This window comes from Rhodococcus sp. NPDC003318, from assembly GCF_042879035.1.
Lineage (GTDB): Bacteria > Actinomycetota > Actinomycetes > Mycobacteriales > Mycobacteriaceae > Rhodococcus_G.
Genome location: NZ_JBIAOU010000002.1, coordinates 42,206 through 62,637, shown reverse-complemented (window position 1 = coordinate 62,637; position 20,432 = coordinate 42,206). Strand labels below are relative to the sequence as shown.

Sequence of the window (20,432 nt, the reverse complement as noted above, 5' to 3'; positions counted from 1 at the left end):
TTCGGGGTCTCCGGCTTCGATTCCTTCGGGGCCTCGGTCTTCGGTCCCACGACCTTCAGGCCCGCGGGCCTGAAGGCCTCGGCCTTCGCGGCCTCGGCCTTCGCGGCCTCGGTCTTCGCGGCCTCGAGCTTCACGGCCTCGAGCTTCACGGGCGCGAGCTTCACGGCCTCGAGCTTCACAGTCTGGGTCTTCGCGGGCTCGGTCTTCACCGCCTCGGGCTTCGCGCGTTCGGGTTTCGTCGCAGGAGGCACGAAGGGTACCGCCGCCGGCGGGGTGGCTGCGTTCGCGCCGGGCTCGTCCGGGACGACCGAGACCTCCGCGGTGACCGGTTCGTCGTCGGGCGAGGCGAAGGTGGGCCCCGACCTGGGGTCGGTGTAGGCGGGCCGGGGCGCGAACGGCACCGCAGGCCGGGCCGTCGGCGACGCGCCGAGCTCACCGATCCGCTTCCCGTCCGCCGCGATCGCGACCCGGTCCACCGGCAACCGTCCCTCGAACAGCACCTCGAGGCTGCCGCGCAGCGCAGCCAGTTCGGCTCGCAGTGCCGCCATCTCCGAGATGTCGGCAGCCACCTCGTTGCGTACGCGGGTCTCGACCCCCACCTCGTACTCGCGGCGCGCACTGATCTCGCGTTCGAGCTGCAACTCGTAGACCGTCTGCAGATCCCGGATCTTCGCCTTGTCGGCGACCGATTCGCGGCGGTACTTGGTCATGGCGATCGCGCCGATCACAGCAGCCCACAGCGCAGCGACCAGACCGATACGCAGCAGCTGCACACTGTCACTGAAGATCAGGAACAGGCTCGCGACCACCGCCAGCGCAACGAGGCCCGCCACGATCATCTGGCTCGCGCTGCGCTTGTTCCTCCGAATCGAACCTGCGCGACCAGAAAGCGTCATACGGCTCAGGATAGCGGCCGCCGCTGACTGGTCCGTGACGGCGAACCGGCGATTCCGGTCTCGACCGTCAGGCGGCGGGCTCGTCCGGCGGCTCGTCCGGGGTCCGGCAGCAATGTTCCAGCCACAATGCGGCGCCGACGAGAAGCACTCCGCCGATCAGTCCGACGAACGTCCCCGTGGTGTCCTGCGCTGCCGCGTCCAGCTCGGATCGCTGGGACAGCAGATACACCAGCAGGCCGAGCCAGACGCCGGCACTCGCCGCCCCGACCAGAGCCGACGCCTTCGCGAGTGCCACCGCGCGGGCCGCGACGATCGGATGGAAGTCGTGTGGTCCCGAGCCGATCCGGTGGGCGTCGACCCGAGCCCGGATCACGAACGCGAGCACGACCTCGATCACGGCAACCGGGTACAGCGACGCCCCCGCGAACACCGAGACCGGCGGCAGTGAGCCGTAGAAGGTACGGACGAGAAGCCATGTCGCGACGGCGGCGAACACGGCCAACCCGGCCAGGTCGCGGACGCGAGTCGGCTTCACGACGACGCCACCAGCTCCGCGTCGGTGCGCCGCACCCCGGCCACGTCCGCCGGGTCCAGCGCCGCCAGTAGGTCGCGGACGGGAACCGGCGTGCCGTCGACCGTCAACGCCGCATCGGGGTCGATCTCGAGCCACGGCACCAGGACGAACGCCCGCAGATGGGCGCGGGGATGTGGCAGCGTCAGCTCCGGATCGGCGCTGACGATTCCGTCACAGTCGACGACGTCCACATCGAGGCTGCGTGGGCCCCACCGCACGTCCCGGACCCGATCCGCCTGCCGTTCGAGGTCCTGACCGAACCGCAGCCAGCCGCGACAGTCCAGCGCGGGGTCCTGCGCGATCAGGGTGGCGTTCAGGAAGTCCTGCTGCTCGACACCGCCCCACGGCGGTGTCACGTAGACGGCGGACGCCGCGATCAGGCGCTCCCCCAGGGTGTCGACCACCGAACGCAGGTTCGCGAGTGGGTCCCCGAGATTCGACCCGATCGACAGCACCACCCGGCTCATCAGTGCGAGCTCCTGCGGGAACGCCGCGCCACCACCGCCACGTCCGCGAAGGTCAGCGGTATCGGCGCCGACGGCTTGTGCACGGTGACCTCGACCGCATCGACCCGCTCGTCGCGCAACACGGCGTCCGCGATCTCCGCGGACACCGACTCGATCAGGTCCCGCGGCGGCCCGGCGACGATGTCCGCGGCCGTCTGCGCGAGTGCGCCGTAGTCGAGTGTGTCGGCGAGGTCGTCGGACGCGGCGGCCGCGGTGAGGTTCAGCCACACCGTCACGTCGACGAGGAAGTCCTGCCCGTCCCGCTTCTCGTGGTCGAAGACGCCGTGATGACCACGCACCCGCAGTCCGCGCAACTCGATGCGGTCAGACACCACGCGCCTCCTCCGCCGCAGCCCACGTCTGGGCCACCGCTATCGCATCCCGCGAACCCCGCACGTCGTGCACCCGTACGCCCCAGGCGCCGCCCCGCGCCGCGAACGCCGACACCACCGCGGTGGCGACCTCGCGGCCGTCGGGGGCGCGGTCGCCGTGCTCGTCGGCGAGCAGGCTGCCGAGGAAACGTTTGCGCGACGCCCCGATCAGGACGGGGAAGCCCAGTGAGTTCAGTTTCGGGAGAGCGCCGAGCAGCGCCCAGTTGTGTTCGGCCGTCTTCGCGAAACCGAGGCCCGGGTCGAGAATCAGTTTGCCCGGATCGACCCCCGCGGCCACCGCGGTGTCCACCGTCGCCATCAATTCGTCGCAGACGTCGTCGACGACGTCGCCGTAGTGCAGCACACCACCGGCGTGCACGTATGCACCCTCCGACCGCCAGTGCATGAGGATCCACGGCACCCCGGCGTCGGCGAGCACCGACGCCATCGCCGGATCCGCGCGACCACCGGACACGTCGTTGACGATGTCGACGCCCGCCTCGATCGCTGCGGCCGCCACCGACGCCCGCATGGTGTCGACGCTGACCGCGATGCCCTCGGCGGCGAGGTCCCGGATCACCGGGACCACCCGAGCCGCTTCGACGTCCGGGTCCACCCGCTGCGCTCCGGGCCGTGTTGACTCGCCGCCGACATCGATGATGTCGACACCGAGCCGGCGAAGCTCGAGACCGTGCGCGAGCGCCGCGTCACGGTCGAGGTAGCGCCCGCCGTCCGAGAACGAGTCGCTGGTGACGTTGAGAACGCCCATCACGACCGGCGCGGACGCCGCGTGCAGCACGGTCACCTGCGGACGATGAGGTCCAGCGCCTCGGCACGCGAGGCCGCGCTGGACTGGAGGATTCCCCGCACCGCCGACGTGGTGGTGCTGGCACCCGGCTTGCGGATGCCGCGCATCGCCATGCAGAGGTGCTCGGCCTCGACCACGACGATCACGCCGCGCGGGTCCAGCTTGCGGACGAGCGCGTCGGCGATCTGGCTGGTCAGCCGTTCCTGGACCTGCGGACGCTTGGCGTACAGGTCGACGACCCGAGCGAGCTTCGACAGGCCCGTGACCCGGCCGGTCGATCCCGGGATGTACCCGACGTGCGCGACTCCGTGGAACGAGACCAGATGGTGCTCGCAGGTGGAGTACATCGGGATGTCGCGAACCAGCACCAGCTCCTGGTGCCCCTCGTCGAAGGTGGTGTTGAGTGCGGCGTCCGGGTCGGTGTAGAGACCGGCGAACACCTCGCGGTAGGCGCGAGCCACGCGGGCGGGGGTGTCCAGGAGACCCGGACGGTCGGGGTCCTCGCCGACCGCGATCAGCAGTTCGCGGACGGCGGCCTCGGCACGCGCCTGGTCGAAGACACGACCGTATTCGACCGAACGCAGCACCTCGTCCGTCTCATTCGTTCCCGAACCACCGAGTTGATGAACCGACACCTGATCGCACCTCCACTTCAGTCGGACCGATTTCCCTCGTCCACGACAGGATCGTCCCAAACATTAGGCGCAGCAACTCACTGCTGACCGTTCGGCCCGTCCCAACGCTGCGTGGGCACGTCCTTGTCCTCCGCCGGCTGCTGTGACGGCGGCTGCGGCGGCGGATTCCACTGCGGGTACCCGGCGTACGGATTCTCCGGCTGCTCGGGGTACGGCCGAGTGTGCTGACCGTCGGTGCGCGGTGGCCAGCCCGGCGCCGACCAACCGGCCGGCGCGCCGTAGTCCGGGACCGAGCCCTGCGGCTGCTGTTGCTGCGGCGGGTACGGCTGGTAACCCGGATGCGGCGGCACCTGGTAGCCGTTCTGCGGCGGCGCACCCCCCTGCTGCACGGCCGGGGCGGGCACCGCCTGCGGGCGCGCGAAGGTGCGGGGCGGCTCCTCGGGCAACGGCTCACCGCGCTCGATCGCCAGCTCCCGGGGAGTCTTGATCGGCGGCTTGTCCGACGGCGTGCGCTCACCGAAGTCGTTGAAGGCGGTGATGCGGGGGCGCTTCTCGACGCTCGTGAAGATCTGCTCGAGGTCCTTGCGGGTCAGCGTCTCCCGTTCGAGGAGTTCGGTGGCCAGCACGTCGAGCACGTCGCGGTACTCGTTGAGGATCGACCAGGCCTCGGTGTGCGCGGCCTCGATCAGGTTGCGCACCTCCTCGTCGATCTCCCGGGCCACCTCGTGCGAGTAGTCGGAGTGCTGTCCCATCGACCGGCCGAGGAACGGGTCGCCGCCCTCCTGCCCGTAGCGCACGGCACCGAGCCGCGCGCTCATGCCGTACTCGGTGACCATGGCCCGGGCGATCTTGGTGGCCTGGTCGATGTCCGAGGACGCGCCCGTCGTCGGCTCGTGGAACACCAGTTCCTCGGCCGCGCGGCCACCCATCGCCATCACCAGACGCGCGATCATCTCCGACCGGGTCATCAGGCCCTTGTCGTCCTCGGGGACGGTCATCGCGTGACCACCCGTGCGTCCACGCGCCAGGATGGTGACCTTGTAGATCGGCTCGATGTCCGGCATCGCCCATGCGGCCAGGGTGTGGCCACCCTCGTGGTACGCGGTGATCTTCTTCTCGTGCTCGCTGATGATCCGGCTCTTACGCCGCGGACCGCCGATGACCCGGTCCACCGATTCCTCGAGCGCGGCCTCGGTGATCACCGCGCCGTTCTCGCGGGCGGTGAGCAGGGCCGCCTCGTTGATCACATTCGCCAGGTCGGCACCGGACATACCGACAGTCCGCTTCGCCAGGCCCTCGAGGTCCGCGTGCTGGTCCAGCGGCTTGCCCTGCGAGTGCACGCGCAGAATCGCGCGCCGGCCCGCGAGGTCGGGGTTCGTGACCGGGATCTGCCGGTCGAAGCGACCCGGGCGCAGCAGCGCCGGGTCGAGGATGTCGGGCCGGTTGGTGGCCGCGATCAGGATGATGCCCGTGCGGTCACCGAAACCGTCCATCTCGACCAGCAACTGGTTGAGGGTCTGCTCGCGCTCGTCGTGACCACCGCCGAGCCCGGCGCCGCGCTGGCGGCCGACCGCGTCGATCTCGTCGACGAAGATGATGCACGGGCTGTTCTGCTTGGCCTGCTCGAACAGGTCGCGCACACGGGAGGCGCCGACACCGACGAACATCTCGACGAAGTCCGAACCGGAGATGGTGAAGAACGGCACGCCGGCCTCGCCCGCGACCGCGCGCGCGAGCAGCGTCTTGCCGGTACCGGGCGGGCCGTACAGCAGCACACCCTTCGGGATCTTCGCGCCCAGCGCCTGGTAACGCGCCGGGTTCTGCAGGAAGTCCTTGATCTCGTACAGCTCTTCGACGGCCTCGTCGGCGCCCGCGACGTCCGCGAACGTGGTCTTCGGCATGTCCTTCGACAGCTGCTTGGCCTTCGACTTCCCGAAGCCCATCACACCGCCGCGGCCGCCGCCCTGCATCCGGCCCATCACGAACACGAACAGGCCGAGCAGGATGACCATCGGCAGCACGAACAGCAGGATCTGCGTCAGCCAGCTCTGCTGACTGATCTTGGTGTTGTACTTGTCGAGCCCGGCCTGCTGGACCTGGTCGAAGATCTGCTCGGACGCCGCGCTGGGGTACTTGGCGATGATCTGCGTGGAGTTCCCGGTCGCCTCGTTGCCCTGCTTGAGGGTCAACCGGATCTGCTGCTCACGGTCGTCGATCTGCGCGTCGGTGACGTTCTTGGCGTCGAGCTGCGCAATCGCCACCGACGTGTCGACGCTCTCGTACCCGCGAGTGTCGTTACCGAAGTAGCTGAACGCGTAGATGATCAGCAGAATGCCGGCGACGATCGCCAGGTTGCGAAACACAGTCTTGCGGTTCATACAGGTTCAGCCGCTTCGGGCCAGTCCTTTCCAGTTCCGGTCGAGCTTTCCAGCTCGGGTCGAGCTCGGTGCGCCGGCGTTCCGGCTGATCACCGGACAATGAAAGATTACCGCGAAGACCGCTGGTGATCCCGCCAGTATTCACGTCCGCACACACCACTCCCTCCCCCAACGAACGGGACTGCGCGTTGGTTCCGCATCACCGGGGACGACCTCCTAGGCTCCCGGACATGACGCTGTCGTACACGGAGGTCGTCGACCGGGTCGCGCAGTCGCAGGCTCGTGTGGAGCAGACGCTCGACGGTCTCACCGAAGAGCAGGCGCGCGGCGCGTCCGCCCTGCCCGGATGGACCCGAGGGCACGTGGCGACCCATCTCGCCCGCAACGCCGACGGCCTGCGCCGCTTCGTGCTCGGGGTCCGCGACGGCACACCCGGTCAGATGTACCCGGGTGGACCCGAGGCCCGCGGAGCCGCCATCGACGAGGGCGCGGACCGGCCCGTGGGCCTGCTCGCCGCGGACCTCGCCTTCGCGGGCCGCCGGCTGGTCGACGAGCTCCGCCACATCGGCGCCGACCGGCTCGACAGCCCGGTGACATGGCGCAAGCCCGTCACCGCCCGCGACATCCCCACACTGCGGTGGCGTGAACTCGAGATCCATCACCTCGACCTCGACGCCGGATACCGGTGCACCGACTGGCCCGCCGAGTTCGTCGAGTTCACCCTCGACTCGCAGCTGCCCGAACTCGCCGCCGTCGCGCCGGACCTCGTCCTCCCCGACCTGCCGCGACCCGAACTGCTGGCGTGGCTGATCGGCCGGCCCACCCGGCCAGGGCTGCCGGAGCTACCGCCCTGGCCGTTCTGATCGTTCGGACACCGCGCGCGGCGGGATTATCCTGAAGGTCCGAGGCCCTTTCCGGCAGGTCACGACGACAACGGTCGTCGGCAGATGTCATGACACAGCGCCACGCACGAACCACTCCCGACGCGACGGTCGCGGCCGACGCGTCGCCCCCGACTGCCGCGCTGAGCGAATCGGCCAACGAACTCTCACGCGAGGTCCCCGACCAGCCCACCGAGCTGGAAGACCTGCTGAGCGGCACCGCACGCGATCCCGCGCATCCCGACGACCTGCCCACCGTCGCCGCCCGCACCGATCGCCGCACCCTCGACGACCTGGACGTCGGCGACCGCGTGGACGACTTCGACCTGCTGGTCGCGCTCGGCCGGGGCGCCTTCGCGCGCGTCTTCCTGGCACGGCAACGGTCCTTGCAGCGCCTCGTCGCGGTGAAGATCTCCCGCGACCACGGAACCGAGCCGCAGACCCTCGCACAACTCGACCACGACTACATCGTGCGGGTGTTCGACCAGCGCATCGTCCCCGAGCTGGGGATGAAGGTGCTGTACATGCAGTACGTGCCGGGCGGCACGCTGCTCGACGTCCTGCGCCGGGTCCGCGACACCCCCGTCGAGGAACGCTCCGGTGCCCTGCTGCTCGACACCATCGACACCACCCTCGACGCCAAGGGCGAGATCCGGCCGACGGACTCGAGCGTGCGCGCCGAGATCGCGTCCCTGACCTGGCCGGAGACGGTCGCCTGGATCGGGTGCCGCCTCGCCGAGGCGCTCGACCACGCGGGCGGGCACGGCGTCCTGCACCGCGACGTCAAACCCGCGAACGTCCTGCTCACCGCCGAAGGTGTCCCGAAACTCGCCGACTTCAACATCAGCTTCAGCGACCAGGTCGCCGGGGACAGTCCGGTCGCCTACTTCGGCGGGTCCCTCGGCTACATGTCGCCGGAGCAGCTGGGGGCGTGCCACCCCGGCCGGCCGGCGACCGCCGCCGACCTCGACACCCGCAGCGACATCTACGCACTCGGAGTCCTCCTGTGGGAACTGCTCACCGGAACCCGTCCGTTCGCCGACGAACCCGGAGCCGACCCCACCGAGGAGACACTCGACCGGATGCTCGCCCTGCGCGAGGCCGGGCTCGGCCCGGGCGTCGACGCGGCACTGCCCCAGGACTGTCCGGCGACCCTGCGACGGGTGCTGCACACCAGCCTGAACCCGAACCCCGACCGCCGGTGGCCCAGCGGCGCGGAGCTGGCCCGGCAGTTCCGGCTGTGCCTCGACCCGCACGCCCGGGATCTCGTCGACCCCCCGCCCACCCGGCGCCGCCGCACACTGCAGCGCTGGACGATCCCCATCCTGGTGGCCGCGGTGGCGATCCCCAACGCGGTCGCCGGCGCATACAACTACCACCACAACAAGACCCTGATCATCGACACCCTGACACCGCTGGCGGAACTGCACTTCGAGCAGATCCAGTTCGTCATCAACGCGATCGCGTTCCCGACCGGCGCCATCGTGCTGCTCTACCTGTGCCGTCGCCCGCTCACCGTGCCCCGCGGCCTGCGGAAGGGCCGCACCTACGACAGTGTGGCCCTCGCCAGGGCCCGCACCGACACCCTGCTGCTCGGCGACCGCGTCGTCATCGTCGTGTTCGGACTGTGGGCCGTCGCGGGCCTCGCCTACCCGATCTCCTTGCAGATCGCGGCGGGAGGGATCCCGGCCGGGGCGTACGTCCACTTCGTCGGATCACTGGTCGTGTGCGGCGCGATCGCCGTCGCGTACCCGTTCTTCTTCGTCACGTTCTACGCCGTCCGCTACCTGTACCCGGTCCTGCTGCCGTACGGCATCACCAGCAGCGACGACGACCGCGAACTCCGCGGACTCGACCGGCGCAGCACCCGCTACCTCGCGGTCGCGGCGTCGGTGCCACTCGTCGCGGTCGCCGGCGTCACGTTCCTCTCCCCCGAGCAGATTCCCGAGGTCATCGGCGCCGTGCGGGTGCTGTCCGTCGGCGCGATCATCGCGTTCGTGTGCGCCTACTGGCTCTTCCGGCAACTCGAGACCGACCTGCGAGCCCTGGAACGGGTGGTCTCCCACGAACCCACGACGCGCCCCGACTGACGCTTGCCTGTCACACCGCAGCGACCCGCTGCCAGGGCAGCGCCCGCTCCAACTGCGCCGCCACCGCCAGAATCCGGCCCTCCCCACCCGGTGGGGCGGCGATCTGCACGCCGAGGGGGGTCCCGGTTGCCGGTTGAATGCCCGCGGGCACACTCGCCGCCGGCCAGCCCACGAGGTTCCACAGCGACGGGAACGGCGCGTACCGGATGTTCGCGGTCAGGTTCGCCAGCCACGACCGATCACTCCATCGCACCGCCGCGATCGGGGCGGACGCGAGGGTCGGGGTGAGCACCACGTCGTGGTCGGCGAAGTAGCGGCGCAGCGCCCGGTCCAGGCGTTCGACCTGCGCGGGTTTGACGGTCCGGGCCAGCATCCGCCCCGCCGTGACGTGCCGCCGGGTACGCCGCTGCAGCAGCGCGGGGTCGAGGCCGTCCGCGTCCGCCGCGGTGCCCGCCGTCCAGCGGGCAAGCAGCGGAAGCGGATTCGCCGGGTACGGCAGCGGGCCCGTCGCGACGTGGTGACCGAGCCCGCCGAGCGCGGCGGCGGCGCGTTCCACGGCAGCCCGCCAGGGTGCGTCGACGCGGACGACGGGCAGCGGCGAGCGAACCGACACCGCGATCCGCAACGAACCGGGATCGGCGATGTCGGCGAGCCCCGGACGGTCGGCCATCACGGACAGCAGCAGCGCCGCGTCCGCGACGGTCGTCGCCATCGGCCCGTTCTCGGCCATGCCGAACCACGAGTCCACCCCGAGTTCGGCGGGCACGAGTCCGCGTCCCGGTTTGATGCCGAACACCCCGCAGGCCGCGGCCGGGATGCGGATCGACCCCATGCCGTCGGCGCCGTGCGCGGCCGGGACCATCCCCGCGGCGACGGCGACCGCGGAGCCGCCCGACGACCCGCCCGAGGTGACGGCGGGATTCCAGGGGTTGCGGGTGATCGCGTCGGGGGTGTCGGTGGCGCCCCACACGCACAGTTCGGGGACCGCGGTCACCCCGACGACGACGGCGCCCGCGGCCCGCAACCGGGCGACGACGGGATGGTCGGCGGCGGCCGGTGCGGCGGGGCTCGCGAGCGAACCGTTGCCCAGCCGGCGACCGGCGACGGGAACGTTGTCCTTGACCGCGAGCGGTACGCCGGCCAGCGGCAGCGAGGCCAGGTCGGGCCGGGCGCCCAGGGCCGCCGCCTCGGTACGTGCGGCGTCCGCCCGGACGTCGACGAAGGCGCCGAGGCGGGGGTCGCGGGCCGTGATCCGGGCGAGCGACTCCTCGACCGCGTCGACCGGGGTCAGCGTCCCGGACCGCACCCGCTGGGCGACGGCGGCGACGGTGAAGTCGGCGTCCATCACCCGATTATGCGCCCGCGGCGAAGCCGCTCCGGGGAGGTTGATCAGCCGCCGTAGACGTTCGGCTCCAGGGTGCCGATGTACGGCAGGTCGCGGTAGCGCTCGGCGTAGTCGAGACCGTATCCGACGACGAACTCGTTGGGGATGTCGAAGCCGACCCACTCGACGTCGACGTCGATCTTGGTGGCCTCGGGCTTGCGCAGCAGGGTGACCACCGACAGCGACGCCGGGTTGCGGGTCGACAGGTTCCGCATCAGCCACGACAGCGTCAGGCCGGAGTCGATGATGTCCTCGACGATCAGCACGTGCCTGCCCGCGATGTCCTTGTCGAGGTCCTTGAGGATCCGCACCACACCGGAGGAGGACGTCGACGAGCCGTACGAGCTGACGGCCATGAACTCCATCTGGGTGGGGATCGACAGCGCCCGCGCCAGGTCCGTCATGAAGAAGATCGCGCCCTTGAGGACACCGACGAGCAGTAGATCCCCTTCCGGGGCACCCTCGGGGAACTTCTCGGCGATCGAGGCGGCCAGCTCGGCCGTCTTCTCGCGAATCTCCTCTTCGGAGATCAGAACCGATGCGATGTCGCCTTCGTACACGGCGCTAGCCCCTTTGTTCATCGACCTGCCGGCTCGCGCGTGACGAACCCGACCGACAGCCTGCCATGCCGCCGGGACAGCACCAACCTGACGTCCCGCGCGCCGCCGCCGAGCGCGACTCCACCCTGCCCGCGCCAGCGTCCGACGAGATCGTCCGCAGCGCGCAGCTGGGTGTCTGTGAGACCGCCGACGCCCTTGACCTGCAACCATTCGCGCAGCGCCCGGCGACGGACAGCCGGATGCGCGGCGGCGAGGACCTGGGTGTCGAGTTCGTCACCCCCCGTTTCCGAGGGCACCGTCGCCGCCCGCCGCAGTGCCGTCGCAGCGGCGTCGAGCACCTCGCCGTCCTCGCGGACCTGATCCGCGGTTCGCGCGAGGGCCTGCGCGACTCCGCCGCCGAGGATCTGTTCGAGCAGCGGCAGTGCCTCGGTCCGCAGCCGAACGCGGGTGAACGCGGGGTCCGCGTTGTGGGGGTCGCGATGCGGCGGCAGACCCAACTCACCGCAGGCCCGTTCGGTGACCGTGCGGCGCACCCGCAGCAGCGGCCGTCCCCACGGTTCGTCCCAGTCGCGCATACCGGAGATCGACCGCGGCCCGGATCCGCGGGCCAACCCCAGCAGCACCGTCTCGGCCTGGTCGTCGAGGGTGTGGCCGAGCAGGACGGGCCGGCCCGCACGGGCGGCGCCGAGCGCGTCGTACCGGGCGACGCGCGCAGCGGCCTCGAGCCCGCCGCGGGTGCCGACGTCGATCGGTAGCACTCGCGCGGACAGGCAGCCGAGCCGCAGCGCCCGGTCCGCGGCCCGCCGCGCGACCTCCGCGGATCCGTCCTGCAACCGGTGGTCCACGACGAGGGCATGGACCGGACCGGCCTCCGCGACCGCCGCGGCGGTCAGGGCCAGCGAATCCGCCCCGCCCGACAGTGCGACCGCGACCCCGTCCGGGGGCGGGTGTCCTGCGATCCATCGGCGGACCGCGTGGCGCACCTCGAGCAGGGCCTGCCCCTCGGGCAGGCGCGGCGATCCGGTGCTCACGCCAGGACCCGGTCGATCCACGCTCGCGGGTTCTCGATCTCGGCGGTGCGGGGCAGCGTCTCGGGTCCGGTCCAGATCGCGTTGAACTCGGTCATCCCGACCTCGCCGACGACGGCGTCGACGAACGCCTTGCCACGCACGTACTGTGCCATCTTCGCGTCGACACCGAGCAACGCCCGCACGAGCCGCTGCAGCGGGCTGGCCGCCCTGACCCTCCGCTGGTCGAACGCCCGCCGGATCCGGGCCACCGACGGCACCACCGCGGGACCGACCGCGTCCATCACGTGGTCGGCGTGACCCTCGAGCAGGGTGCCGAGCATCAGCAGCCGGTCCAGCGCCTCGCGCTGCGGTTCGGCCTGGGTGGCGCGCAGCAGTCCGAGGATCCCGCGGTCCTCGGGGGCCTGGTCCTGCCCGGGACGCCGGTTCCGCAGCACCTCGGCCAGGCGGCGCACCAGGTCGGACACCGAGTCGTCGCCGACGGCGCCGAGGGTCGCGACCGTCTCCCTCATGTGGTCGCCGATCCAGGGTGCGGACGAGAACTGGACGCGATGGGTCACCTCGTGCAGGCACACCCACAGCCGGAAGTCGTGGGACGGAACCTTCAGGGCCCGCTCGACTCCGACGACGTTCGGGGCGACGAGCAGCAGAGTGCCGTGCTCGCCGGTGAAGGGGTCGTACTGGCCGAGGATCGCCGACGACAGGAACGCCAGCATCGCGCCCGCCTGCAGTCCGGCGGGACGGCCGCCGAGCAACCCGGCGGCGCGGCCGCCCTCCTCGCCGGTCAGGTTCGCCATGGATGCGGCGGCGGCACGGATCCACCCGGCGCGGTCGACGATCCGTGCCTGCGGCACGGGCAGCCCGTCTGCGAGACCGGTGACGTCACGGACCGGTTGCTCGGCCCGGACGGACGCGTCGGCGAGTTCGGCGACGACCGCCTCCGCGGCCTCGCGGGTGCTGGTCGGACCGGGTCGGGCCAGCCGGACCCCGGTGCGCGCCGCCAACTCCCAGTCGACCGCGCCACCCAGTCCGCCGGACCGTTCCTCGGTCATGTGCACCCACACGTCCGCAGGGTCGAGGCGATGGCGTCGAGAGCGGGACGGCTCACGTCCGGCGAGCGGTCGTTCGACATCAGGGCGAACGTCAGGACCCGGTTGTCGACGTCGGTGACGTACCCGACCAGCGCGCTGGCCTCGGACAGGGTGCCGGTCTTGGCTCGCACCCAGCCCGCGCCCACCCCGGTGCCGTAGCGATCGGACAGGGTGCCGGTCGCGCCCGCGACGGGCAGGTAGTCGAGCATCGGCCGCAGTTCCGGGTGGCCGTCGCCGGTCGCGGCGGTGAGGATCTCGTCGAGCAGGCGGGCCGGGATGCGGCCGTCCACCGACAGTCCGCTGGCGTCGTACAGGCTCGTTCCGGTCGTGTCGAAGCCACCCTGGTCGAGGGTCCGGAGGATCGCTTCGGTCGCGCCGGCGAAGGACGGCTCGGTCCCGACCTCGGCCGCGATCTCCCGGCCGACGGTCTCGGCGAGCACGTTGTCGGAGTGGCTCATCATCTGGCCGAGCCGGTCGCGCAGGGGCGCGGACTCGACGGAGGCGAGCGGTGCGGCCCCGGACGGGGCGGTGCCGACGGTGACGCGGTCGGGGGGCAGGCCGAAGGCCGCGGCGAGGGCCGTGCCGACGTCGAGTGCGGGGGTGGCGCTGCGCGGCGACTCGTCCTCGAGTGCCTGCCTGCGTGCGCCGTCGAGCATCATCGGCTCGATCGGGGCGATGTAGCCGGCGGCGATGTCCGTCGGCATCCAGCCGCGGGCCATCGCGGTCCCGGTGTAGGCGCCGGCGTCGACCACGACGGACTCGACGGTCGCGCCCGCGCTGCGAACCTGCGCGACGAGGTCGTCGAGGTGCGGTGCGCCCGGGTAGTACCCGGGCTGCCCGGCAGGTTGCGCGGTCAGGGTCGGGTCGCCGCCGCCGACCACCACGATCTGTCCCGGCTCCGAGCCCTGCACGACCCGGGTGGCGACGCGATGTTCGGGCGGCAACGCGAGCAGCGCGGCGGCCGCGGTGAGCACCTTCGTCGTCGACGCCGGGACCATCGGTGTGTCCGCGCCCTGGCTCCACAGGACGGCGCCGGACGCCGCGTCCGACACGACACCGGTGAACGAACCGAGCGCCGGGTTCGCGAGCGCCGGGCCGAGCGCCGCGGCCACCCCCGCGGGCGTCGGCGTCGGCGCGTCGGCGGGGACCGGGGCGACCTGCTGCGTCGGCGTGACCGGCGGTGGTGCGGGCGTGGTGGTCGGGGACGCCGTGCTGGTCCCGAAACCGAGATTCGGGACCAGCAGCACGAGCGCCGCGACGACGACGCCGATCACGCCGACGGCGACCACACCGAGCAGGAGCCGGACCCGTTTGCGCCGTCGCGCGGCCAGGGACCCGAGCTTGCGGTCCTTCGCCCCTGCCTTGCCCAACATCCCTCCGATGGTCGCTCCACGCACTTCTCACGCCATTATCCCTGACCGGTTACCGTTCAAGAAACGTGTGAAAACGTCTCCCGAGTCGACGCCTGACGGCGTCGACGTTGACCCGCACCCGAAGGTCCCGGTCTTCCCGTGGCAATACCCGCTGCCCGCGCAATGCGGGTCTGACGTGGGTTTCCATCCGGCTCGTTTACCGTCGCCCCGCAACTCGAGGAGGACGCCCACGCAAGCGCCGAAAGACTGCGCGCCGCATTCAAGTCACGATCAATGCGCAGCCCGCACCCATCGCAGATATAGATCCGTTCGGACAGGCGCAGTTTGGCTTTCACCACGCCACACGCCGAACACGTCTTGGAACTGGGATACCACCGATCCGCCACCAGCACACGGGTGCTGCACCAGCCAGCCTTGTACTCGACCTGCCTGCGGAACTCCCCCATCCCGACCCCCGCGACACGCCGAGCCAACCGCCGGTTGCGGACCATCCCGGCCACGTTCAAATCCTCGACCACCACCGTGGTGTGCTCACGTACGAGGCGGGTGGAGAGCTTGTGCAACCCGTCCTCTCTCGCGTTCGCGACCTGGGCATGCGCACGCGCGATCCGTGCTGCAGTCTTGCGCCACCGCTTCGACGGTTCCTGCCTCGTGCGCCGGTCCGGACCGACCCGGCGCGTCGCCTGACGGCCGAGCCTGCGCAAATTCTTCTGCGCATGTTCGAGATGCTTCGGGTTCGCGACCACCTCCCCGAACGCGCCGGTGGTGAACCGGCACGACAGCGTGCCGCGCTTGCCCTTGAATCGGGAAACCGGACTTTCGCGCCTTTCCGCTTCCCGGTCCGGGAGTTCGTCCAGTTCGTCAGCGCGGCTGCGAGGTTCGCCAACCCGGAAGAGTAGGCCTCCTTCGAGTTCTCCGCCCACCACGGCGCCGCGGCCTTCTTGGCCTGGTTCCAGTCCTTGCGGAGGCTGTAGGCAGACCAGCTCGGGCTGGGCGTCAGGTCCGCATCGTCGATCCCGTAGGACCGCTCCGCGGTCCGCTGATCCAGGTTCGCTTTCACCGTGGCCAGGCCCCAGTTGAACGCGGAACGCTGCCCACCACAGTAAGACCGAAGCCCCTCTTCCTGCTCGGAGGTGGGGTCGAGCGCGAACCGGTACGTCTGAATCACCGCACCCACCCCCCGGTCCCATCCCCGCTGTCCGCCCTTGTCGCCGGACCATGAGCGCAAGCACCGACAAAAACGAGCCATAGACGAACAGGCGCACACCGAACGCCACAGGATCACACGGGATCGTGAACTGTCTGTACCCTATGCGTCGCATCCTTCACTTCACCGTGATCCACGGGGAAGGTGGAGCATGAGACGATCAAGCCCACCGAAGACGAAACAAAGCGAGGAAGACGCGTGTCGTTCGACGTCACCATCGAGATCCCCAAGGGTCAGCGCAACAAGTACGAGGTCGACCACGAGACCGGGCGCGTCAAGCTCGACCGTTACCTCTACACCTCGTTCGGCTACCCCGCCGACTACGGCTACATCGAGAACACCCTCGGCGAGGACGGCGACCCGCTCGACGCGATGGTGCTGCTGCCCGAGTCCGTCTTCCCTGGCGTGATCGTCGAGGCTCGCCCGGTGGGCATGTTCAAGATGGTCGACGAGGCCGGCGGCGACGACAAGGTGCTGTGCGTGCCCGCCGGCGACCCGCGCTGGGACCACGTCAAGGACATCTCCGACGTGTCGCAGTTCGAGCTGGACGCGATCAAGCACTTCTTCGTGCACTACAAGGACCTCGAGCCGAACAAGCACGTCACCGGCGCCGACTGGGTCGGCCGCGAGGAGGCCGAGAAGGTCATCGCGGAGGCGTTCGACCGGCTGCAGGCCGACGGCGGCCACTGAGCCCCAACCCTCCCGTGGGGGCGGCACCCCCACCCCGCTCGGCTGAAGGTGGCCTTCGTGCGCGTGAACCGCACGAAGGGCACCTTCAGCCGTTCGAGGGGTGAGCGGGTGTGGGGGTGAGCGGGTGCAGGGCGTGTCGGCGGTTCCCTCTACGATCTCGCCCCGTGACCGGATACGACGACCTCGACCCCTTCGGCGGCCTCGACCCCAGCGCGCTGCCGCCGCGCCAGCAGAGCATTCTCGTGACGATCCGCGACTGGGTGGTCGAGTACGGGTTCGCGCCGAGCACCCGGCAGCTCGCGGACGCGGTCGGCCTGCGCTCCACCTCGGCGGTGTCGAAGCACCTGAAGGCGTTGGAGGACAAGGGTTTCCTGCGCCGCAGCCCCTCGGTGTCCCGGCCGATCGACGTGCGCCCGTTCCTCCGCGGTACCGCGGCGCACGCCGCCTCCGACGACTCGGTGCAGGTACCCGTCGTCGGTGACATCGCCGCGGGCACACCGATTCTCGCGGAGCAGCACACAGACGACGTGCTGTCCCTGCCGCGCGACCTGGTCGGGTCCGGCACGGTGTTCGGACTGCGAGTGCGCGGCGACTCGATGGTCGACGCGGCGATCTGCGACGGCGACATCGTGGTGGTCCGCCAGCAGCACGAGGCACATTCGGGTCAGATCGTGGCGGCGATGATCGACGGCGAGGCGACCGTGAAGGTGTACCGCCGACGCAACGGGCACGTGCAGCTCGAGCCCCGCAACCCGGCCTACCCGGTCATCGACGGCGACGAGGCAGTGGTGCTCGGCCGGGTGGTGTCGGTGATGCGGCGGATCTGACCGCTCAGAAGTCGACGGGGTCGCGGACGATCGGGCACGTCATGCAGTGCCCGCCACCGCGACCGCGGCCGAGCTCGGCGCCGACGATGGTGATCACCTCGACACCTTCCTTGCGGAGCGCCGAGTTGGTGTGGGTGTTGCGGTCGTACGCGAACACGACGCCCGGTTCGACGGCGACGAGGTTGTTGCCGCTGTCCCGCTGCTGCCGTTCGTTGGCGTAGAAACCGCCGCCGGTCGGCACCACCCGGAGCCTGTCGACCTTCAGTGCCTCGGCGACGACGTCGACGAACGACTTCTTCTCCTCGGTGACCTCGGGCGCCTTGTCTCCCGGACGCAGCGAGAAGGTGTGGATGCCGTCGACGATGTCTGGGAAGACGGTGACCAGGTCACGGTCGGCGAAGGTGAATACGGTGTCGAGGTGCATCGCGGAAGGACCTGGCCGAGTGTCGATTTGATCAGCACCCAGTAGCTGACGTTGCTGACGCAGGCACTCGCCAGTACCCGAACGCGGAGAAGAAGCCGAGGTACTCGCCGAATCCGGCCTTCGCGTAGGCGTAGACCCCGGCGTCCAGGTCGGGTTTGCGGACGGCGAGGGCCTGGAACACGAACGCGAGCATCAGCATGCCGGTACCCGCGACGGCCCAGGCGATCAGCGCGCCGAGACCGCCGGTGGCGGAACCGAAGTTCCGGGCAGCGAGAACACCCCCGCGCCGACCATCGAGCCGACGACCATCGCCGACAGCGTCGGCAGCGGCATCTTCCTGGTGGAGGTGGTCTCTGTCGTCACAGCGAACCCCCGAGCCTCGTTCTGCGGAACCGGCACCCTCCGGTGATCCTCGCAGCCCTTCGTCCGGTATGCAGACCAGCCCCGCCGAGTCGTCGCGTCGCGGAGTCAGTCCGGGTCGTGTCCGCCCTCCCGGCCGGCGGCCGCAGCGGCGAGACCGCTGCTGGTACGCAGCGGGACCTCCTTCCAGAACGCCACCAGCACCAGCGAGAGCAGGGCCAGGACCGACACCGTCAGGAACACGGTCGACATCGAGTCGGCGAACCCGACCTTGAACGGTTGCGCCAGCACCGGGCTGAGCTGCTGGATGACCGAACTGTCGTGCAGCACATCGGCAGCCGCGGACGTGTCGTGGTGGACCAGTCCGCCGGCGAGGGCGGCGTCCGCGGGGTTGTCGCCGTGCAGGCCCGCGACGACGGCCTGTTGGAACCCGGGGTCGGACGCGGCGGACTGCAGTTGCTCGGTGATGTTCGGCGTCAGCTGGGCGAACAGGATGGACAGGAACACCGCGACGCCGAGTGTGCCGCCGATCTGCCGGAAGAACGTCGAGGCCGCGGTGGAGACGCCCATGTCCTGCGGCGGCAATGCGTTCTGGATGGCGAGGGTCAGGGGCTGCATCATGTTGCCGAGCCCGAAACCGGCGATCGCCATGAACACCATCACGATCGGCAGCGGAGTGTCGGCGTGGACGTAGTGCATCAGGAACATGCCGAGGGTCACCGTCGCCGCCCCGATCAGCGGGAAGATCCGGTAGTGCCCGGTGCGGGAGATCAGGCGTCCGGACAGGATCGAGCCGACCATCAGGCCGAGGACCATCGGCAGCATCTGCATGCCGGCGAGAGTCGGACTCGACCCGCGCACCACCTGCAGGTACTGCGGGATCAGCGAGATGCCCCCGAACATCGCGGCGCCGACGACGATCGAGATGACCACGCCGAGCGCGAAGGTGGAGTTGCGGAACATCCGCAGCGGGATCAGCGCGGCGTCGCGGAGGCGATGCTCGACGAGGACGAAGACGAGTACACCGACCGCGCCGATCACGTAGCAGGTGATCGACTCCGGGCTCCCCCAGCCCCATTCGCGACCCTGCTCGGCGACGACGAGCACCGGCACGATGCCGACGGCCAGTGCGACCACGCCCCACCAGTCGATCCGGACACCCGAGCGGCGGACCTTCGGGAGCCGCAGGAACCGCGACACCACCGCCAGCGCGAGCGCGCCGATCGGGACGTTGACCAGGAAGACCCACCGCCATCCGGCGATTCCGGCGATGGTGTCCTGACCGGCGAGCAGTCCGCCGATCACCGGGCCGAGCACGGAGGACGTGCCGAAGACGGCGAGGAAGTAACCCTGGTACAGCGCGCGTTGGCGCGGGCTGACGATGTCGGCGAGGATCGCCAGGGCCAGCGACATCAGCCCGCCGGCGCCGAGTCCCTGGAATGCCCGGAACGCGGCCAGCATGTACATCGACTGCGCCATCGTGCACAGCATCGATCCGACGACGAAGATGGTGATCGCGGCCAGGTAGAACGGCTTCCGGCCGTACATGTCGGAGAGCTTGCCGTACAGCGGGGTCGCCAGCGTCGCGGTGATCAGGTACGCGGTGGTCACCCAGGCCTGCAGGGCGTAGCCGTTGAGGTCGTCGGAGATGGTCCGGATCGCGGTCGCCACGATGGTCTGGTCCAGCGATGCCAGGAACATGCCGAGCATCAGCCCCGAGAGGATGACCATGATCTGCCGGTGCGTGTAGACGCCGTGCTCGGCGACCTCCGCTCCCGTGTCTGCCGCCGGGGTCACCGCGGTGCGCTCGGCTGGTCGGCGCCGAAGATCGGCCGCATCCGCTCGTAGTCGTCGACGAAACGGTCCATCAGTCGGGCGAATTCGACGAGGTCGTCGATGGGCCAGTCCGCGAGCACCTGCCCGAGCTTCTCGTTGCGCCGGGCGCGGACCCGGGCAGCGACCGCGCGTCCGCTGTCGGTGGCGGCGAGGACGCTGGCCCGGCCGTCGGTGGGGTCGGGCTGACGCTCGACGAGGCCGCGCTCGACGAGCTGGGTGACCTGCCTGCTGACGGTCGACGGATCGGAGTACATCGCGTCGGCGAGCGCGCTCGAGCGCATCGGCCCGTCCTGGATGAGCCGGAACAGGCAGGCGTAGACGGCGGGGTCGATGCCGTCCGTGGTCTTGGCATGCGCCATGGTCCGGTCCCGCATGCGCTGCAGCCGCACCATGTGGTTTCCGATGCGGTCGGCCAGCGGCTCGACCTCTTCCGGGGTCATCTCTGTCGCTCCTCGAGGGCGTCACTCAAATGCTTGCTGCCCGCAAGTATGTGGTGGACGCCACCGTCGAGGC

General features: G+C 70.4%; 19 protein-coding genes and 3 pseudogenes. 4 read left to right on the top strand and 18 right to left on the bottom strand.

Going from position 1 to position 20,432, the window contains the following annotated elements:
- From ACFYVR_RS05515 to ftsH, 7 genes are all read right to left on the bottom strand, one after another.
- On the bottom strand, positions 1–896 hold an 896-nt coding region (locus ACFYVR_RS05515), incomplete at its 3' end, for a DUF6779 domain-containing protein (RefSeq protein WP_387470501.1).
- A gap of 67 nt (positions 897–963) precedes the next feature.
- Positions 964–1,431: a DUF3180 domain-containing protein gene (locus ACFYVR_RS05510; protein ID WP_387470499.1), complete on the bottom strand. Its 468-nt coding sequence runs from the start codon at positions 1,429–1,431 to the stop codon at positions 964–966.
- Entirely contained in the window at positions 1,428–1,937 is a 510-nt protein-coding gene (folK, locus tag ACFYVR_RS05505; protein WP_387470497.1) for a 2-amino-4-hydroxy-6-hydroxymethyldihydropteridine diphosphokinase, read from the bottom strand. The genes ACFYVR_RS05510 and folK overlap by 4 nt, the downstream gene beginning before the upstream one ends.
- On the bottom strand, positions 1,937–2,308 hold the full coding sequence (folB, locus tag ACFYVR_RS05500; RefSeq protein ID WP_387470495.1) for a dihydroneopterin aldolase: 372 nt from the start codon (positions 2,306–2,308) through the stop codon (positions 1,937–1,939). Before folB ends, folK begins: the two co-directional genes overlap by 1 nt.
- Complete coding sequence (gene folP, locus ACFYVR_RS05495) at positions 2,301–3,116, bottom strand: dihydropteroate synthase (protein ID WP_387471180.1); 816 nt, start codon at positions 3,114–3,116, stop codon at positions 2,301–2,303. The genes folB and folP overlap by 8 nt, the downstream gene beginning before the upstream one ends.
- 32 nt (positions 3,117–3,148) lie before the next feature.
- A complete protein-coding gene (gene folE / locus ACFYVR_RS05490; RefSeq protein ID WP_387470493.1) occupies positions 3,149–3,790 on the bottom strand; it encodes a GTP cyclohydrolase I FolE in 642 nt (213 codons plus the stop codon).
- Between the two features lie 77 nt (positions 3,791–3,867).
- Positions 3,868–6,168, bottom strand: a complete 2,301-nt coding sequence (gene ftsH / locus ACFYVR_RS05485) for an ATP-dependent zinc metalloprotease FtsH (protein WP_387470491.1) — start codon at positions 6,166–6,168, stop codon at positions 3,868–3,870.
- Between the two features lie 230 nt (positions 6,169–6,398).
- On the opposite strand from ftsH, the gene ACFYVR_RS05480 reads away from it, so the two are divergent.
- Together ACFYVR_RS05480 and ACFYVR_RS05475 are read left to right on the top strand one after the other, a co-directional pair.
- Complete coding sequence (locus ACFYVR_RS05480; RefSeq protein ID WP_387470489.1) at positions 6,399–7,031, top strand: maleylpyruvate isomerase family mycothiol-dependent enzyme; 633 nt, start codon at positions 6,399–6,401, stop codon at positions 7,029–7,031.
- A gap of 89 nt (positions 7,032–7,120) precedes the next feature.
- Positions 7,121–9,139, top strand: a complete 2,019-nt coding sequence (locus ACFYVR_RS05475; RefSeq protein ID WP_387470487.1) for a serine/threonine-protein kinase — start codon at positions 7,121–7,123, stop codon at positions 9,137–9,139.
- Between the two features lie 10 nt (positions 9,140–9,149).
- Here the strand turns inward: ACFYVR_RS05475 and ACFYVR_RS05470 are convergent, their stop codons facing one another.
- The 7 genes and pseudogenes from ACFYVR_RS05470 to ACFYVR_RS05440 all read right to left on the bottom strand — a co-directional run.
- Positions 9,150–10,487 (bottom strand): amidase, encoded by a 1,338-nt coding sequence (locus ACFYVR_RS05470; protein WP_387470485.1) that lies wholly within the window; start codon positions 10,485–10,487, stop codon positions 9,150–9,152.
- 41 nt (positions 10,488–10,528) lie between these two features.
- Positions 10,529–11,083, bottom strand: a complete 555-nt coding sequence (gene hpt / locus ACFYVR_RS05465) for a hypoxanthine phosphoribosyltransferase (RefSeq protein ID WP_387470483.1) — start codon at positions 11,081–11,083, stop codon at positions 10,529–10,531.
- 17 nt (positions 11,084–11,100) lie between these two features.
- On the bottom strand, positions 11,101–12,114 hold the full coding sequence (gene tilS, locus ACFYVR_RS05460; RefSeq protein WP_387470481.1) for a tRNA lysidine(34) synthetase TilS: 1,014 nt from the start codon (positions 12,112–12,114) through the stop codon (positions 11,101–11,103).
- On the bottom strand, positions 12,111–13,163 hold the full coding sequence (locus ACFYVR_RS05455; protein ID WP_387470479.1) for a zinc-dependent metalloprotease: 1,053 nt from the start codon (positions 13,161–13,163) through the stop codon (positions 12,111–12,113). Before ACFYVR_RS05455 ends, tilS begins: the two co-directional genes overlap by 4 nt.
- On the bottom strand, positions 13,160–14,575 hold the full coding sequence (dacB, locus tag ACFYVR_RS05450) for a D-alanyl-D-alanine carboxypeptidase/D-alanyl-D-alanine-endopeptidase (RefSeq protein ID WP_387470477.1): 1,416 nt from the start codon (positions 14,573–14,575) through the stop codon (positions 13,160–13,162). Before dacB ends, ACFYVR_RS05455 begins: the two co-directional genes overlap by 4 nt.
- Positions 14,576–14,631: 56 nt before the next feature.
- Positions 14,632–15,501 (bottom strand): RNA-guided endonuclease TnpB family protein, encoded by an 870-nt coding sequence (locus ACFYVR_RS05445; RefSeq protein WP_387470475.1) that lies wholly within the window; start codon positions 15,499–15,501, stop codon positions 14,632–14,634.
- Positions 15,502–15,674: 173 nt separating this feature from the next.
- Positions 15,675–15,824 (bottom strand): annotated as a pseudogene (locus ACFYVR_RS05440) (hypothetical protein); the annotation flags it as partial.
- Between the two features lie 156 nt (positions 15,825–15,980).
- On the opposite strand from ACFYVR_RS05440, the gene ACFYVR_RS05435 reads away from it, so the two are divergent.
- Together ACFYVR_RS05435 and lexA are read left to right on the top strand one after the other, a co-directional pair.
- Positions 15,981–16,472 carry an inorganic diphosphatase gene (locus ACFYVR_RS05435; protein ID WP_387470473.1) on the top strand — a complete coding sequence of 164 codons (492 nt, stop codon included), beginning with the start codon at positions 15,981–15,983 and terminating at the stop codon, positions 16,470–16,472.
- A 164-nt stretch (positions 16,473–16,636) separates the two neighbouring features.
- Positions 16,637–17,299, top strand: coding sequence for a transcriptional repressor LexA (lexA, locus tag ACFYVR_RS05430; RefSeq protein WP_387470471.1), 663 nt, complete (start codon positions 16,637–16,639; stop codon positions 17,297–17,299).
- A gap of 4 nt (positions 17,300–17,303) precedes the next feature.
- Here the strand turns inward: lexA and ACFYVR_RS05425 are convergent.
- The 4 genes and pseudogenes from ACFYVR_RS05425 to ACFYVR_RS05410 all read right to left on the bottom strand — a co-directional run.
- Positions 17,304–17,729: pseudogene (locus ACFYVR_RS05425) on the bottom strand (arginine deiminase family protein); the annotation flags it as partial.
- Positions 17,726–18,056, bottom strand: a pseudogene (locus ACFYVR_RS05420) (amino acid permease); the annotation flags it as partial. The pseudogenes ACFYVR_RS05420 and ACFYVR_RS05425, both read right to left, overlap by 4 nt.
- A gap of 135 nt (positions 18,057–18,191) precedes the next feature.
- Complete coding sequence (locus ACFYVR_RS05415; RefSeq protein ID WP_387470469.1) at positions 18,192–19,880, bottom strand: MDR family MFS transporter; 1,689 nt, start codon at positions 19,878–19,880, stop codon at positions 18,192–18,194.
- Positions 19,877–20,359, bottom strand: a complete 483-nt coding sequence (locus tag ACFYVR_RS05410; RefSeq protein WP_387470467.1) for a MarR family winged helix-turn-helix transcriptional regulator — start codon at positions 20,357–20,359, stop codon at positions 19,877–19,879. Before ACFYVR_RS05410 ends, ACFYVR_RS05415 begins: the two co-directional genes overlap by 4 nt.
- Between the last annotated feature and the right edge of the window lie 73 nt (positions 20,360–20,432).